The sequence below is a fragment of the Allorhizobium sp. DMC15 genome (genome assembly GCF_056314065.1).
In genome coordinates, this window is sequence record NZ_JBQUZB010000004.1 from 316,174 (window position 1) to 331,424 (window position 15,251).

Below are 15,251 nucleotides of genomic sequence, written 5' to 3' on the forward strand. Positions count from 1 at the left end.
GGGGAACAAGAGCCGTTGCCTTAAATCGCGGTAATGATACGGAGATCCTACGGGCCTAGAGTTCCCGCAAGACAGGCGCAGCCTTCTGGCCGAGAATGCGCCAGGTGCCGGCAAGACCAATCCCTATGGTGATGACCAGTGAAATCGCGATCGTCATGATCGCGACGTCGGGCAGGAAATTCGACGGTAGTTTCATGATCTGGCTGAGCACATACCAGGCGATGCCGCCGCCGGATACCAGCGCAAAGACGGCCGTCGCTGCGCCGAGAAGCATATACTCGTAGGTGAAGGCGCGGATCAGCATCGCGCGCGTGGCGCCGAGCGTCTTCAGGATGACGGCGTCGTGTGTGCGAGCGCGATTGCCGGCGGCCAGCGCGCCAGAGAGGACCAGGACCGAGGCGATGAGCGCGACGGCGGCGGCCGCCCGAATGGCTGTCGCCAGCTGACCGACCAGCTTGTCGACCATATCCAGCGCATCCTTCACGCGCACGGTCGTGATGGTGGGGAAGCTTTGCGTTACGGCGCGAAGCACCGCGGCTTCGTCGGTCGCCGTCGCATTCGGTTCGATCAGTGTCGCCAGCCAGGCATGGGGGGCGCCGGCAAAGGTGTTGGGCGAGAAGACCATGACGAAGTTCATCGACAGGCTTTCCCATTGCACGGCCCGGAAGTTCGAGATCCTGGCGGTGATGTTGCGACCGAGCACGTTGACGGTCACGGTGTCGCCGATCTTCAGACCCAATTCCTTGGCCTCACGTTCCGAGAACGACACGAGAGGTTCCCCGGTGTAGTCCCTCGGCCACCATTCGCCTTCAGTGACGCTGCTGTTTTCGGGGATATTGACGGCGTAAGTCAGACCACGGTCGCCACGTAGCACCCAGCGGCCGCCGGGCGGCACATCCATTTTGGCGACGTCTGTGCCATTAAGTTCGAGAATCCGGCCGCGCAGCATGGGAACTTCGATCAGTTTACCCTCCGGGGCCAAGCCTTCGACGAGCGAACGAAAACCGTCAACCTCACTGCCCTGGATATCGACGAAGAAGAAGTTCGGTGCACGTTCCGGAAGGCTGCCGGTCAGTTCACGTCGCAGGTTGCCATCGATCAGGGCCAGCGCCACGAGCAGGCTCAGGCCGAGCCCTAGCGACAATGTCACGGACGCCGTAAGCGAACCGGGACGGTGAATGTTGCCGACGGCAAGCCTCAGGGCTGCCGAGCGGCTGTGGGGACTGTGGCGCGCCAGCCAGGAAATGAGATAGGCAACGAGGCGCAAGAGCATGAAACCGCCCGCCATTGCCGCTAGGAAGATCGCGGCGATGCGGCGCTGATCCGAGGTGAAGATCGCCAGCGCCGCCAGCGCGCCGAGCGCGAGCGTCACGGCCAGAAGGTAGGGCCAGGACGGAAGGCCGGAGGCTTCGAAGCCCTGTTCGCGGAAGAGAGCCGTTGCCGGCACCTTGCGGGCATGGCCCAAGGGCAGGATGGCGAAGGCAAACGTCACCAGGATCCCGAAGATGGCCGCCAGGGCGAGCGCCCGCGGATAAAGCCTTGCCTCTGCCGAGATGGGCAGAATGCCGGCGAGGTAGCTTGCCGTGATCGGCGGAGCGATGGCGCCGAGGACTAGGCCAGCCAGGATGCCCATCAGAGCCACTAGCGTGATCTGAATGAGATAGACAAAGACGACGATCGAAGCCGAAGCGCCCAGGCACTTGAGCGTGGCGATGACGGTGCGTTTGGAATCCAGAAAGGCTCTCACCGCATTGGCAACGCCGACGCCGCCCACAACCAGAGCCGTCAGGCCGACAAGTGTGAGGAATTGAGAGAAGCGCTCGACATTTTCGGTCAATGCGGGAGCGGCCCGTTCGCTGCTGCGGATCGACCAACCGGCTGCCGGAAAATCAGCCTGAGCCCTCTGGCGGAGCGTCTCCGGGCTGGTGTTGGGATCACTGTAACGGATCTTGTAAGCATGCTCGACAAGGCTTCCGGTCGCGACGAGCCCACTGGCGAATAAAGCCTTGCGGCTGGTCAGGAAACGCGGGGCGAAACCGAACCCGTCTGAGACCGCATCCGGCTCCGTAACGATCGTGCCCGTGATGCGGAAGCGGGCATTGCCCAGAAGCAGTTCGTCGCCGACCTTGCTGTTCATCCGCTCGAGGAGAAGTGGCGCCACAACTGCGCCGTAGACGTTGCCCTCAACAGCCAGGAGATCGGCAAGCGGGCGATCCGGCTCCGCGACAAGCTTCCCGTAGAGCGGATAGGTTTCATCGACTGCCTTGACTTCGACGAGCGACTGGTCCGAACCGTCTGCGAGCCGCGCCATGGAGCGAAGGCCTGTTGAGACGGAGACTGTGCCGAACCCTTGCATAAAAGCCAGTTCGGCCTCCGTTGCTTCCCGGTTGTCCAGTTCAAGCCTGACATCGCCCGCAAGCAGAGAACGGCCTTCAGAGGAAATTGCGTCCGTAATCGCCGTCGACACGGAATTGACGGCCGCGATCGCGCCCGTCCCAAGCGCGATGCAGGCGAGGAAGATATAGAAGCCCTTCAGTCCACCCCGCAGTTCCCGCAGCGCGATGCGGAAGGCCACGGACAGTCGGGTCGCAAAACTCGTCATGCGGACACCGTTGCCAGACGGGTCTGCTCTGCGTGACTGTCACCCGCGATCTGTCCGGATGCAACGCGGATCTGTCGGGAGCAACGGGCTGCGAGCGTCGTGTCATGGGTGACCAACACCAGCGTCATGCCGCGTTCCTGCTGCTTGGCAAAGAGAAGATCGGCAATCTGACGGCCTGTCTCGGTATCCAGATTGCCCGTCGGTTCGTCCGCGATCAGCACGGCCGGTGAGGGCGCGAGCGCGCGGGCGATCGCGACGCGCTGCTGTTCGCCACCCGAAAGCTGGCCCGGGTAGTGGTTCAAACGCTCACCCAGGCCAACAGCCTGCAGTTCCTTGCGGGCGATGTCGAAGGCGTTCCTTACGTTGGCGAGCTCCAGCGGGATCGCAACGTTCTCCAGCGCCGTCATATTGGCGATCAGGTGGAAGGACTGGAACACGATGCCGATGTTGCGGCCGCGGAAATCGGCAAGGCGATCCTCGCTCAGTGTGTGGATAGGCGTGTCGCGGACGATGATCTCGCCGCTGTCCAGCCGTTCAAGACCTGCCAACACCATCAAAAGCGTCGACTTGCCCGAGCCGGACGGACCGACGATACCGACCGCTTCGCCTTCAGCGATCTTCAGATCGATGCTCCGCAAAACGTGAACGGAGGCGGCGGCATTGCCAAGGGTGAGATCAGCGCTTTTCAGTTCGATGATGGTGTTTCTCACACTCGGCCATCCTATATCATTGAGATCAAAGGTCGCCGGCGATCGGCACTCCGGGCAATCTAGGAAGGACAGCATGACATTTAAAGCTGCGCTGCTTCATTTCACCGTGATCCTCACGGTTACCCTGGGAGGAGCGACAGCCTCTCTAGCGGAGCCCCTGAAGCTGGTCGGCTTTGGCGACAGTCTGATGGCCGGCTATCAGCTGCCCCAGGAGGATGCACTGCCGGCCCAGTTGCAGCGTAATCTCGTTGCCAATGGCCATGACGTCGTCATCACCAATGCAGGCGTTTCTGGCGACACAACATCGGGCGGATTGGCCCGTGTGGACTGGTCTGTGCCCGACGGAACCGATGGGGTGATCCTTGAACTTGGCGCCAACGATGCCCTTCGTGGCATTGCGCCTGAAGAGACAGCGCGCAATCTCGACCAGATCATCACGCGGCTCAAGGCGCGCGGCATTCCCGTCCTGCTGATCGGCATGCTCGCACCGCCGAACATGGGTGGAGATTACGGTGCGCGGTTCAACGCGATTTATCCCGATCTTGCCAAGAAATATGATCTTCCGCTCTACCCCTTCGTTCTTGACGGCGTCATCACGGAGCGCAGCCTATTGCTGGAAGACGGCATGCATCCCAATACCAAAGGGCTTGCCGTCATGGCGGAGCGCATGTTGCCCCTCGCCCAATCTTGGGTGTCCAGCATTAAGGGTAAGTCGAATTAATCGCTTGCGCCTCATGCCATTGCGTGATTCGCTGTGAGCACCTGCAAAAGATTCGGGGAGCGCTCCATGCCGAGATTGTTCACTGCCCTCGAAATTCCGCGCAACGCCGCCATGAGCCTTTCATTGCTGCGCGGTGGCCTCCCCGGCGCTCGCTGGATCGACGTCGAAAACTATCACATCACCCTGCGCTTCATCGGCGATGTCGACGGTCGCACGGCGGACGAAATCGTCCACCGTCTAGACCGGATCGATCGCCCCGAGTTTTTGTTGACCCTCAACGGTATTGGCTCTTTCGGCTCTAAGAAGCCCCATTCTATCTGGGCTGGCGTATCGGCGGCTCCGGAACTTTACGCCCTGCAAGGCGAGATCGAGCGCATCTGCCAGCGGCTGGGCCTTGCCCCCGATCCGCGCAAGTTTACGCCGCATGTGACACTTGCCCGGCTGAAGGCGTCGCGTGTCGACGACGTGGTCCACTACCTCGGCGGGCGGGGCGACTTCCACACCCTGCCGTTCAAGGTGTCCCGCTTCGTCCTACTTTCTTCCAAGGAATCGGTCGGCGGCGGGCCTTACCTGACGGAAGAAATCTTCCCCCTGCGCGAGCCGGTTGGCGCCTCCAGTTTTGCTGGCCGAAGCCTGCAGCCGGAAAAAGGTCTGCTGTAAGACCTCGCTTTCGCAGCGCGCCCAACGCATCTTGATTTTGCCATGCTCGACCCGAGATGGCAGGCAGTTGGTGCACCTGGTCATCCAGGCATGCCGGCAAAGATGAGTTTGGAGGAGTCAGATCCATGATCAGACAGAAGCTTGATGACGCTGCAGTGTCAGGCAGACTTTCTGAATTGCAGGGTTGGACCTTGGCAAAGGATGGCCGCGCGATCGAGAAGCACTTCGTCTTCAAGGACTTCCGCGAGGCCTTCGGCTTCATGACACAGTGTGCACTTGCCGCGGAGAAGCTCGACCATCACCCGGAGTGGTCGAATGTCTATCGGAAGGTGCATGTGCTGCTGACGACGCATTCCGCGAACGGACTAACGGAACTGGATTTCCAGCTGGCCGTTCTGATGGACATGGCGGCTCGGGACGCTGCTTGAGCATTTTGGCGGCGGATTGAATTTTCCCGAGGCGGATCACATATGATTGATAGGGTCCGCACGAAAGGATCGTTGGCTCATGGATGACGTGAAGATCGGGGAAATCCTGCTGCCGGGTGACGAAGAAACCCAGCAGAAGCAGGAGGAGAAGGTGCGGCGCCGGTTTTGGCCGACGTTCCGAAAAGCTGCGCGTCAGATCCCATTTTCCCGCGATCTGGCAGCGGCTTATTACTGCGCCATCGATCGCGAGACACCCCTGCGCGTCCGGGGCATTCTGCTCGCAGCGCTGGGTTATTTCGTGCTGCCGATTGATGCTGTGCCGGATGTGCTGGCCGTCATCGGCTTCACCGACGACATCGCGGTACTGACAACCGCTTTCGCTTTGATCAACCGGCATATCAAGGAACGACACTACGATGCGGCCGATCGGGTGCTGGCCGATGACGAAAAGCCGGACTGACCGGTGAGCGAGAGTTGAGAAAACAGTTTCCAGCCCAACTCTTGCCCGATTCTTTCCCTCTACATCCGAACGAGGAGGGCGCGGCGCAAGGCCGCGTCTCGCCGTATCTTGCGACGGCTGACCGGGACGGCGATGCAGATTGTGACAAGAAACTGCGCCCCGTTCATGGTTTGGTAAGGTAAATTAAGTCAAACTGAACACAGGTTTTGACGATGAGCGCCCGGCTGTTCGGCTGGGCGATGGATGGAAACAACCGGCAGGAAGACATGTTCGTAAGAAGTAGCGTAGCCGCACTGGCAATCATCCTGGCGAGCAGCGGACTCGCCTCTGCTCAGTCGCCGACACGGATTGAGCAATTCAAGGCCTGGGGCGCCTATTCCTACAAGTCGAATGGCGGCACCGTGTGCTACGTGCTGTCCGTACCGACCACCAAGGAGCCGGCCAGCGTCAATCACGGCGACATATTCTTCGTGATCTCGCAGCGTCCTGGCCAGAACATTTCCTATGAGCCGCAGGCGATGATGGGTTACCCGATGAAGGGCGACTCCAAGGTCAACGTGACGATCGACAGCAAGAACTTCGTTATGTTCGTCAAGGACAGCTCTGCCTGGGTTGAAAATGCTGCCGAAGAGCCGGCTCTTGTAGCCGCGATGAAGGGCGGTTCGACCATGACGGTCAAGGCGACATCGGCCCGTGGTACCCCGACGAGCTATACTTATTCGCTCTCCGGTATCTCGGCCGCGCTGCAGAAGATCCAGGGCTGCAAGTAACAGCCGCGGATGACGGTTTTTTGAGGGGCTCGCAGGTGGCTGCGGGCCCCTCTCACTTTGTGTGTGAACTGCCACTTGGGGTGTCGGGGTGACGGATTGCAAAAAAGCTGCTATGGCCCGCTGCAAATTGGGCATCGGGCATGTCCCCGTCCCCACGATCCATGAATTCTTACCTGCCAGCCGGCAAGCGCTCGATCGGAGCATGATTGCCGCTATGGTCCAGAGGTTCAGACGATGACTGTCACCGTAACGCTGCCCGAGCGTAGCCAGACTGCAGCCCCGCTTCGCCCGATGGGAATTGCCGAGAAGCCGAGCCTGATCGGTCTCGACCGCGAAGCGCTGGGCAATGCCCTGCGCGAAAAGGGGGTGCCGGAGAAGCAGATCAAGATGCGCGTCGCGCAGATCTGGAACTGGCTTTATGTCCGCGGCGTCTCGGATTTCGACCACATGGCCAATGTCTCCAAGGACATGCGCGAAATGCTGAAGACGCATTTCACCATCGCACGGCCCGAGATCGTCGAGGAGCAGGTGTCGAATGACGGCACCCGCAAATGGCTCCTGCGCTTTCCGCCGCGCGGTGCTGGCCGCCCGGTCGAAGTGGAGGCCGTTTATATCCCGGAAGAGGGCCGCGGTACGCTCTGCATCTCCAGCCAGGTCGGCTGCACGCTCACCTGTTCCTTCTGTCACACCGGCACACAGAAGCTGGTGCGCAATCTGACGGCGGAAGAGATCCTGTCTCAGCTGCTTTTGGCGCGTGACCGGCTCGGCGATTTCCCGGACCGGGAAACGCCCGTCGGCACGATGATGCCGTCGAGCGATCGCAAGGTCACCAACATCGTCATGATGGGCATGGGCGAGCCGCTCTACAATTTCGAGGAAGTGAAGAAGGCACTGCTGATCGCGACCGATGGCGATGGCCTGTCGCTGTCCAAGCGCCGCGTCACCCTGTCGACCTCGGGCGTTGTGCCGGAGATCTACCGGACCGGCGAGGAGATCGGCGTGATGCTGGCCATCTCGCTGCATGCGGTGCGCGACGAGCTGCGCGACATGCTCGTGCCGATCAACAAGAAGTATCCGTTGAACGAGCTGATCGAAGCCTGTCGCAACTATCCGGGCCTTTCGAATGCCCGTCGCATCACCTTCGAATATGTGATGCTGAAGGACGTGAACGACAGCCTCGAGGATGCCAAGGGCCTGATCCAGTTGCTCAAGGGCGTTCCGGCGAAGATCAACCTGATCCCGTTCAATCCGTGGCCGGGCACAAACTACCAGTGCTCCGACTGGGCGCAGATCGAGAAATTCGCCGACTTCATCAATCAGGCCGGCTATGCCTCGCCGATCCGCACGCCGCGCGGCCGCGACATCCTCGCCGCCTGCGGCCAGCTGAAGTCGGAATCGGAGCGCATGCGCAAAACCGAGCGTCTGGCGTTCGAAGCGATGATGATCGCCAATCACGGCGAAGACGACGATTGAGATTGCTGCGGGATGTCCGGCCCGCCAGCGCTTACCTCGCCTGCGTCATGAAGATTTTCACCGCGAAGATCGAGAAGACGCCGGCGAAGGTGTAGTCGATGCCGCGCAGGACCTTCCGGTTCGCCTGCAGCCAGTTCGACATGAAATCCGCCCCATAAACGATGCCGATGCCGATTGGTAGCGACAGGATGATCGACCAGAGGCCGAGGAAGATCAGCTTGCCGGTCACATTCGGGTCGGTGGCGGTGACGAATTGCGGCAGGAAGGTCATGAAGAAGATGATGACCTTGGGGTTCAAGAGATTGACCCAGAGCCCGTTCAGGAAGGCGCCCTTTTTCGAAACCACGGCATCACCATCTGCCTTGATGACGAAGTTCGAGCCGTGCCGGATTGCCTGCAGCGCAAGCCACAGGAGATAGGCGGCGCCGCCGGTCTTCAACAGCAGGAAGGCCGTCGGCGAGGCGACGATGAGCGCCGAGATACCGAAGGCGACGAGCATGGTGTGAATCGAGATGCCGAAGCTGGTACCGGCCAGCGTCATCAGACCAATGGCCTTTCCGTCGCGCAACGAGCGACTGATCCAGAGCGTCATGTCCGGGCCAGGCGTAATCGCCAAGAGCAACAGCGCCAGGCTAAAGGCGAGAAAGACGGGAAGGCTCGGGATGAAGTCCATTGGTGTCACCGCATGATGAAGCACCCGCGAGGTGCGGGGGTTTCATCCTTAGCGGCGATCGATGGCCTTGCCAATCAGCCTTTGGGGATCGACAGATAGGTCTTGAAGGCGTCGGCATAGTCCGGATGCCAGCGCGACAGCGGTGGGCGGTTTTCGATTATGTCGCCGGCGGCCCAGGCGATGCGCTTCTCGTCCAGGGCGCGGGGCACCTCGTTGTCCGGGCAAAGAATGTAGAAGTCGCCTCTGACAAGGCTTTCCAGCATGAACTCGACGGTTTCCTCCGGTGTCCAGGCGCCAGAAGGCTTCTCCGTGCGGCCGTTTGCGGTCAGTCCGGTGAACACGAAGCCGGGGATCAGCAGGTGTGCAGAGACGTTACACTCCGGCGTGTTGCGCAGCTCGTGCTGAAGCGCCTCGGTGAAGGCCTTCACGCCCGCTTTCGAGACATTGTAGGCCGGGTCGCCCGGCGGGGTGGTAATGCCCTGCTTGGAGCCGGTGTTGATGATCAGCGCTGCATCCTTATGGGCGACCATGCCGGGGCCGAAGGTGCGGGTGCCGTTGATGACCGCCATGAGGTTGACGCCGAGCACGTTGTCCCAGTTCGCCTGCGGCCCGAAGAGTGCGCTACCCGGCTGGATCCCGGCATTGTTCATCAGCACATGCACGCGCCCGAACCGCTGGATCACCGCGCGCTCCAAGGCTTCCAGTTCATCGAGTTTTGATACATCCGTGCCGATCGCGACGACATCGGCTTCACCGCCGGCCGCGAGCGCGGTGACTTCGGCGGCTGCGTTCGCCAGGCGATCTCCGTCAAGATCGACCAGAACGACGCAAAGCCCCATCCGGGCGAAGGCTTTTGCTGCCGCAAGGCCGATGCCGGAGGCAGCACCGGTGATGACGGCAACATGACCTTTCACGAGCGCGGGATGCTGGGGCGTCATGGGCGAACTCCTTAAACCGGTGGTGTTATGAATGACGACGATATGGTACCCTCGCGTCACATCGTCAACGTGACAGCCCGTGACGGAGGATTGCCTGCCGATGAACAAGATGACGACGGTTACCGTCTCGCAGGAACTGGCAGATTTCATCGAGGCCAGAATTACAGCCGGCGACTATGCTTCTGAAGCAGAGGTTATCGAGGCTGCACTCGCACTGCTGCGCGATGAGGTGGACGGCCTGGCCGCCATCAAGGCCGCGATTGAGGAAGGTGAAGCCTCCGGTGAGCCGCAGCCGTTTGACTTTGACGAGTTCCTCGAAGTTATGCACCGGCGCTCTCTGCTCAAGTAAGCCGGTACAATCATTGCCAGTCGTATCCTTCACCAGCGTATAAATATCCGCGGCCATCTCTGACACAGACATGTTCCCCGCCCTTGCACACCAGCGGAATCTCGCTAAAAGTGCCGCCATTCTTGATCCAGGCAGGCTTTGAGCCTCGCTCCTTCCAGACGGAACATCGATATGGCACTCCCCAAAGACGTGAAGAAAGTCGTCCTCGCCTATTCCGGCGGCCTCGACACCTCGATCATCCTGAAATGGCTGCAGACCGAACTCGGTGCTGAGGTCGTGACCTTCACCGCCGATCTCGGTCAGGGCGAAGAGCTCGAGCCGGCCCGCAAGAAGGCCGAAATGCTCGGTATCAAGGAGATCTTCATCGAGGATGTGCGCGAAGAATTCGTCCGCGACTTCGTCTTCCCGATGTTCCGCGCGAATGCCGTCTATGAAGGTGTTTACCTGCTCGGCACCTCGATCGCCCGTCCGCTGATCTCCAAGCACCTGATCGACATCGCCAAGAAGACCGGTGCAGATGCGATCGCCCATGGCGCGACCGGCAAGGGTAATGACCAGGTGCGTTTCGAGCTGTCCGCCTATGCGCTGAACCCCGACATCAAGATCATCGCGCCGTGGCGCGACTGGGCCTTCAAGAGCCGCACGGATCTCCTGAACTTCGCCGAACAGCACCAGATCCCGGTTGCCAAGGACAAGAAGGGCGAAGCGCCGTTCTCCGTCGACGCCAACCTGCTGCACTCCTCTTCCGAGGGCAAGGTTCTCGAAGATCCCGCCCTGGAAGCACCGGAATATGTGCATATGCGCACGATCTCGCCGGAAGCGGCTCCCGACAAGGCGACCATCATCAAGGTCGGCTTCGAGAAGGGCGATGCCGTCTCGATCAACGGCGTTCGCATGAGCCCGGCGACGCTGCTTGCAGAACTCAACAATTACGGCCGCGACAATGGCATCGGCCGTCTCGACCTCGTCGAAAACCGCTTCGTCGGCATGAAGTCCCGCGGCGTCTACGAGACCCCCGGCGGCACCATCCTGCTCGCTGCCCATCGTGCGATCGAGAGCATCACGCTCGACCGTGGCGCAGCCCACCTCAAGGATGAGCTGATGCCGCGTTATGCGGAACTCATCTATTACGGCTTCTGGTTCTCGCCGGAACGCGAAATGCTGCAGGCCCTCATTGATAAGAGCCAGGAGCATGTCGAGGGCGAAGTGACGCTGAAGCTCTACAAGGGCAATGTCATGGTCATCGGCCGCGAGTCCTCGAAGTCGCTATATTCCGACCAGCTCGTCACCTTCGAAGACGACCAGGGCGCCTACGACCAGAAGGACGCCGCCGGCTTCATCAAGCTCAACGCGCTGCGCCTGCGCACGCTCGCCAAGCGCAATCTCGGCAAGTAAGCCCTCCTCGGCTCAGACAACAGATCGCCCGTCTCCCCTCCGGGAGGCGGGCTTTTTCATGCCCGTCGTTCGAGGTGGCGCAACCAGAGAAAGCCCGCTACGGCGCTCAATTCCATGAAGGGGATGATGATGCCGAAGGCGGTCAAGGGGTCGCCGATCGAGGCGGCCGCAACGCCGCCGGCAAAACCCGCGGTCATCTGCAGGAAGCCGGTCAAGGCAGACGCGGATCCGGCGATGTGCGGGAAAGGCGCCATGCTCGTCGTCACGACATGGGGGCTGAGGAAGGCGAGGCCGAAGGTGCAGATCGCCACAGGCCCCATTATCGACAGGAAGAAGGGCGGCACGAAGGCAACCGACAGCGCCATGATGACAGCGCCCGTGCCGCAGAGCGTGATGCCTATCCTCGACGCCGTCAGACCCGAGATCCGGCGGGAGACGAGCTTCAGGGTGAGTGATCCCGTCAGATAGGCGCCGGATTGCATCAGCATGCCCAGCCCGAACTGGGTCGGGGTCAGGCCCACTTCGTTGATCAGCACGAAAGGCAGCATGGTCGATTGGGCGTAGAGTGCGCCGATCGTGCCGCTCAGGACAAGGGAGGATGCGAGGAAGCGTGCGTTGCCTGCGACTTCCAGATAGTTGCGCAGCAATTTTCCGGGCCGCAGACGACCGAGATCCGGGACAATCGTTTCCTTGAGCAAGGTCAGCGTGAATGTCATGGCCAGCAGGCCGAACGCGACCATCAGGAGAAATACCGCATTCCAGCCGAAAGCGGCGAGTGTCAGCCCTCCGAGAGTGGGACCCATGGCCGGCCCGACAGCGAGAAAGATGCCGATGGTGTTGAGGATACGGCTTGCCTCCGCACCTGTGTACAGGTCTCGAACGATGGCGCGGCCGACGACCACGCCGACAGACGCGCCGATGCCCTGCACGAGACGGGCGGCGAGAATGAATTCCACGCTCGGCGCTATCGTTGCGAGACAAGAGCCGGCCAGATAGATCGCGAGGAAAATCAGCGTCGCCTTCTTGCGACCCAGGGCATCGGCGAGGGGACCTGCGACCAGCTGGGCAAGCGCGAAGCCGGCGAAGAAGAGAGACAGGCTGAGCTTGATCGCCGCGTCGGTGGTTCCGAAAGCCCGGACCAGTTCGGGCATGGCCGGCGTATAGATCGCCATGGAGATCGGGCCGAGCGTGGTCAGGAAGGCACCAAGGAAGGTGGTGCGACGCTCGCTCATGCGCATTGCTGTCATCAGAACTCGTCCGGCATCAAGAAGAAAGGCGCCGTCGCGGCGCCTCGTGCTGATGACTTAGTGTGATTGGCGCTCTCGATCGAGTGCCAATTTTCGCCCCGGTCGTGATCAGGTCGATTTCGAGAAGAAGTCGAGCACCTTGGCGTAGGAGCCCGCCATATCCATGTCGCCGATCATCTCCGCGAGCGATTGCTGCGTGCGGTAATATTCCGCGTAATCGAAATGGGAATCCTCGGTCAGCGTCGATAGATCCATGATGTTGCCGTTGCGGTCGACGATCTGAAGCGGCAGTTCCGTCGACAGTTCACGATAGGTGTCGGCGTCGATCTCCTCCCGCTGGAAGCTTTCGGAGGCAATTTCGCGCAGGCGCCGCGGCGTCATGCTGGCAAAGACCGACAGTGCTTCTTCGAAAACCTCCGTTTCCTTGGAGGCCGCAATCTTGGGCGAAAGTTCTGACAGCCGGACATCCGACTGCGGGGTGCTTTCTTTGACGCGAAGGGATGAAACGCCTACCGGTTGGATTGGAAAGATTTCCATGGCCGTGACCGTCCTTTCATAGGATGAATCGATCTATGGGCCTATTCGAATGTTCGTCAATGAGGGTGCGGACTCGCTGTGGAAAAATCTCGCCTTGTTCACTGATTTTTGCGTGCTTGCCCTCGCTTTGCCGGGATAACATGGTGGAAAATCAGTGCTTCGCCGGCAGTTGCGCGGAGCTTCAGGAGGTTAACGCATGGCTGAGTCGTCCGTCTTCAATCCCGCTGTCATCAACTGGCAGGGGCCGCATGGCCTGCCGCAATTCGAACAGGTCGGCGATGACGACTATGCGCCTGCCTTCGAGGCGGCTCTAAGGGAGCACGAGGCGGAAATCGATGCGATTGCCGACAATTCGGAGCCGCCGACATTCGCCAACACGATCCTGGCGCTCGAGATCGCCGGTGATGCCCTCTCCCGTGTTTCGGCACTGTTCTGGAACCGGGCGGGCGCCCATACCAATCCGGGCATCCAAGCTCTGGAACGCGAGATCGCGCCGAAGATGTCGCGCCACTATTCGAAGATCGGCATGAATGCAGCGCTGTTTGCCCGGATCGACGATCTCTGGACCCGCCGCGATGCGCTTAATCTGACGCTCGAGGAGACCCGTGTGCTGGAGCGCCACTGGAAGGGCTTCGTGAAGTCGGGTGCCAAGCTTCCGAAGGCGGAGCAGGAGCGGCTGGCGGCGATCAACGAGCGGCTGGCAAGCCTCGGCGCCAATTTTGGCCAGAATGTTCTGGCGGATGAATCTTCCTGGATCCTGCCTCTTTCCGGAGAGGAGGACCTCGCGGGCATTCCCGCATTTCTCCGCGATGCCATGGCCTCTGCCGCGACCGCACACGGCGGCGGACATAGCCATGTGGTGACGCTGTCGCGCTCAATCATCGAGCCGTTCCTCACCTTCTCCGAACGCCGCGATTTGCGCGAGACGGCCTTCAAGGCCTGGACGTCGCGTGGTATCAATGGTGGCGAAACCGACAATCGCGGCATCGTCAAGGAGACGCTGGCGCTTCGGGCCGAGAAGGCGAGCCTGCTCGGCTACAAGGACTATGCCTCCCTCAAGCTCGACAACACCATGGCGAAAACGCCGGAAGCGGTGAACGGGCTTCTGATGCAGGTCTGGGAAAAAGCCGTTTCGCAGGCACGGGCAGAGGAGGTGGAACTCGCTGCCCTGATCGCCGACGAGGGCAAGAACCACGAGGTGGCGCCCTGGGATTGGCGTCACTATGCGGAGAAGCTTCGCGCGCAGAAGTTCAACTTCTCGGAAGCCGAGCTGAAGCCCTACCTGCAGCTCGAAAAGATCATCGAAGCCTGCTTCGACGTTGCCGGCCGCATCTTCGGCATCCGCGCCGTGCCACTCGCCAATGTCGTCGGTTATCATCCTGACGTGCGCGTCTTCGAAATCCGCGACCGCAACGACGAGCTGGTCGCACTGTTCCTCGGGGACTATTTCGCACGGCCCTCCAAGCGTTCCGGCGCCTGGATGAGCAGCTTCCAGTCGCAGCACCGCCTGCCCTTGAAAAACGGCCGTCAGGGCGAGCTGCCGATCATCTACAATGTCTGCAACTTCGCCAAACCCGAGCTGGGCAAGCCAGCGCTGCTGTCGCTCGACGATGCTCGCACGCTCTTCCATGAATTCGGCCATGCCGCTCATGGCATGTTGTCCAATGTCACCTATCCCTCCGTGTCCGGGACTGGCGTCTCGCGCGATTTCGTCGAACTTCCCTCGCAGCTTTACGAGCATTGGCTGACGGTGCCCGAAATCCTCAAGACCTATGCGGTGCATTACCAGACGGGCGAGCCGATGCCGCAGGCGCTGCTCGACAAGGTGCTCGCGGCCCGGACATTCAATGCCGGCTTCAATACGGTCGAGTTCACGTCGTCTGCGCTGGTCGATATGGCCTTCCATACGCGCGGGGCGGTCGAGGATCCGATGGCGGTCCAGGCCGAAGTTCTGGGAAAGATCGGCATGCCGTCGTCGATCGTCATGCGCCATGCCACGCCGCACTTCCAGCATGTCTTCTCCGGCGACGGTTATTCTGCCGGGTACTATTCCTACATGTGGTCGGAAGTGCTCGATGCGGATGCCTTCGCCGCTTTCGAGGAAACGGGTAATCCCTTCGATCCGGAGATGGCATCGAAGCTGAAAACGCATATCTATGCGTCCGGCGGATCGGTCGACCCCGAAGATGCCTACAAGGCCTTTCGCGGCAAGATGCCGAGCCCTGAGGCGATGTTGAAGAAAAAGGGGCTCGCGGCCTAAGCCTGCCGTGACCGCTCAGATTTACCGC

General features: G+C 60.9%; 15 protein-coding genes. 9 read left to right on the forward strand and 6 right to left on the reverse strand.

Annotation, left to right across the window (positions count from 1 at the left end; all coding sequences use genetic code 11):
- Window positions 1–55: 55 nt before the first annotated feature.
- Window positions 56–2,602 carry an ABC transporter permease gene (locus ACT53S_RS19110; RefSeq protein ID WP_476068133.1) on the reverse strand — a complete coding sequence of 849 codons (2,547 nt, stop codon included), beginning with the start codon at window positions 2,600–2,602 and terminating at the stop codon, window positions 56–58.
- Window positions 2,599–3,312, reverse strand: a complete 714-nt coding sequence (locus ACT53S_RS19115) for an ABC transporter ATP-binding protein (protein WP_113377932.1) — start codon at window positions 3,310–3,312, stop codon at window positions 2,599–2,601. Before ACT53S_RS19115 ends, ACT53S_RS19110 begins: the two co-directional genes overlap by 4 nt.
- A 73-nt stretch (window positions 3,313–3,385) precedes the next feature.
- Here ACT53S_RS19115 and ACT53S_RS19120 point away from each other — a divergent pair, with 73 nt between their 5' ends.
- The 6 genes from ACT53S_RS19120 to rlmN all read left to right on the forward strand — a co-directional run bounded on the left by ACT53S_RS19120 (window position 3,386) and on the right by rlmN (window position 7,824).
- Entirely contained in the window at window positions 3,386–4,033 is a 648-nt protein-coding gene (locus tag ACT53S_RS19120; protein ID WP_476068134.1) for an arylesterase, read from the forward strand.
- A gap of 66 nt (window positions 4,034–4,099) precedes the next feature.
- Window positions 4,100–4,693 carry an RNA 2',3'-cyclic phosphodiesterase gene (thpR, locus tag ACT53S_RS19125; RefSeq protein ID WP_476068135.1) on the forward strand — a complete coding sequence of 198 codons (594 nt, stop codon included), beginning with the start codon at window positions 4,100–4,102 and terminating at the stop codon, window positions 4,691–4,693.
- Between the two features lie 125 nt (window positions 4,694–4,818).
- On the forward strand, window positions 4,819–5,121 hold the full coding sequence (locus ACT53S_RS19130) for a 4a-hydroxytetrahydrobiopterin dehydratase (protein ID WP_476068136.1): 303 nt from the start codon (window positions 4,819–4,821) through the stop codon (window positions 5,119–5,121).
- Between the two features lie 79 nt (window positions 5,122–5,200).
- On the forward strand, window positions 5,201–5,581 hold the full coding sequence (locus tag ACT53S_RS19135; protein WP_113377936.1) for a YkvA family protein: 381 nt from the start codon (window positions 5,201–5,203) through the stop codon (window positions 5,579–5,581).
- 266 nt (window positions 5,582–5,847) lie between these two features.
- The gene (locus ACT53S_RS19140) at window positions 5,848–6,351 is read left to right on the forward strand and encodes an invasion associated locus B family protein (RefSeq protein ID WP_113377983.1); all 504 of its coding nucleotides are present in this window, start codon (window positions 5,848–5,850) and stop codon (window positions 6,349–6,351) included.
- A gap of 291 nt (window positions 6,352–6,642) precedes the next feature.
- Window positions 6,643–7,824 carry a dual-specificity RNA methyltransferase RlmN gene (gene rlmN / locus ACT53S_RS19145; protein WP_476068285.1) on the forward strand — a complete coding sequence of 394 codons (1,182 nt, stop codon included), beginning with the start codon at window positions 6,643–6,645 and terminating at the stop codon, window positions 7,822–7,824.
- A gap of 31 nt (window positions 7,825–7,855) precedes the next feature.
- Here rlmN and ACT53S_RS19150 read toward each other — a convergent pair whose 3' ends face one another.
- On the reverse strand, window positions 7,856–8,497 hold the full coding sequence (locus ACT53S_RS19150) for a LysE family translocator (protein ID WP_113377938.1): 642 nt from the start codon (window positions 8,495–8,497) through the stop codon (window positions 7,856–7,858).
- A 74-nt stretch (window positions 8,498–8,571) separates the two neighbouring features.
- On the reverse strand, window positions 8,572–9,435 hold the full coding sequence (locus tag ACT53S_RS19155) for an SDR family NAD(P)-dependent oxidoreductase (RefSeq protein WP_476068137.1): 864 nt from the start codon (window positions 9,433–9,435) through the stop codon (window positions 8,572–8,574).
- Between the two features lie 100 nt (window positions 9,436–9,535).
- Between ACT53S_RS19155 and ACT53S_RS19160 the strand changes: the two genes are divergently transcribed.
- A complete protein-coding gene (locus tag ACT53S_RS19160; RefSeq protein WP_476068138.1) occupies window positions 9,536–9,784 on the forward strand; it encodes a type II toxin-antitoxin system ParD family antitoxin in 249 nt (82 codons plus the stop codon).
- Window positions 9,785–9,955: 171 nt separating this feature from the next.
- On the forward strand, window positions 9,956–11,179 hold the full coding sequence (locus ACT53S_RS19165) for an argininosuccinate synthase (RefSeq protein WP_476068139.1): 1,224 nt from the start codon (window positions 9,956–9,958) through the stop codon (window positions 11,177–11,179).
- A gap of 56 nt (window positions 11,180–11,235) precedes the next feature.
- Here ACT53S_RS19165 and ACT53S_RS19170 read toward each other — a convergent pair whose 3' ends face one another.
- Window positions 11,236–12,426, reverse strand: a complete 1,191-nt coding sequence (locus ACT53S_RS19170; protein ID WP_476068140.1) for a multidrug effflux MFS transporter — start codon at window positions 12,424–12,426, stop codon at window positions 11,236–11,238.
- A 108-nt stretch (window positions 12,427–12,534) separates the two neighbouring features.
- Window positions 12,535–12,963, reverse strand: a complete 429-nt coding sequence (locus ACT53S_RS19175) for a hypothetical protein (RefSeq protein ID WP_476068141.1) — start codon at window positions 12,961–12,963, stop codon at window positions 12,535–12,537.
- A 196-nt stretch (window positions 12,964–13,159) separates the two neighbouring features.
- On the opposite strand from ACT53S_RS19175, the gene ACT53S_RS19180 reads away from it, so the two are divergent.
- Window positions 13,160–15,223, forward strand: a complete 2,064-nt coding sequence (locus tag ACT53S_RS19180) for a M3 family metallopeptidase (RefSeq protein WP_476068142.1) — start codon at window positions 13,160–13,162, stop codon at window positions 15,221–15,223.
- Window positions 15,224–15,251: the final 28 nt, after the last annotated feature.

Bases quoted from the DNA above. Each gene is read 5' to 3' on its own strand.
- ACT53S_RS19110 (WP_476068133.1), bottom strand. From the start codon at position 2,602: ATGACGAGTTTTGCGACCCGACTGTCCGTGGCCTTCCGCATCGCGCTG.
- ACT53S_RS19120 (WP_476068134.1), top strand. From the start codon at position 3,386: ATGACATTTAAAGCTGCGCTGCTTCATTTCACCGTGATCCTCACGGTT.
- thpR (WP_476068135.1), top strand. From the start codon at position 4,100: ATGCCGAGATTGTTCACTGCCCTCGAAATTCCGCGCAACGCCGCCATG.
- ACT53S_RS19130 (WP_476068136.1), top strand. From the start codon at position 4,819: ATGATCAGACAGAAGCTTGATGACGCTGCAGTGTCAGGCAGACTTTCT.
- ACT53S_RS19135 (WP_113377936.1), top strand. From the start codon at position 5,201: ATGGATGACGTGAAGATCGGGGAAATCCTGCTGCCGGGTGACGAAGAA.
- ACT53S_RS19140 (WP_113377983.1), top strand. From the start codon at position 5,848: ATGTTCGTAAGAAGTAGCGTAGCCGCACTGGCAATCATCCTGGCGAGC.
- rlmN (WP_476068285.1), top strand. From the start codon at position 6,643: ATGGGAATTGCCGAGAAGCCGAGCCTGATCGGTCTCGACCGCGAAGCG.
- ACT53S_RS19150 (WP_113377938.1), bottom strand. From the start codon at position 8,497: ATGGACTTCATCCCGAGCCTTCCCGTCTTTCTCGCCTTTAGCCTGGCG.
- ACT53S_RS19155 (WP_476068137.1), bottom strand. From the start codon at position 9,435: ATGACGCCCCAGCATCCCGCGCTCGTGAAAGGTCATGTTGCCGTCATC.
- ACT53S_RS19160 (WP_476068138.1), top strand. From the start codon at position 9,536: ATGAACAAGATGACGACGGTTACCGTCTCGCAGGAACTGGCAGATTTC.
- ACT53S_RS19165 (WP_476068139.1), top strand. From the start codon at position 9,956: ATGGCACTCCCCAAAGACGTGAAGAAAGTCGTCCTCGCCTATTCCGGC.
- ACT53S_RS19170 (WP_476068140.1), bottom strand. From the start codon at position 12,426: ATGACAGCAATGCGCATGAGCGAGCGTCGCACCACCTTCCTTGGTGCC.
- ACT53S_RS19175 (WP_476068141.1), bottom strand. From the start codon at position 12,963: ATGGAAATCTTTCCAATCCAACCGGTAGGCGTTTCATCCCTTCGCGTC.
- ACT53S_RS19180 (WP_476068142.1), top strand. From the start codon at position 13,160: ATGGCTGAGTCGTCCGTCTTCAATCCCGCTGTCATCAACTGGCAGGGG.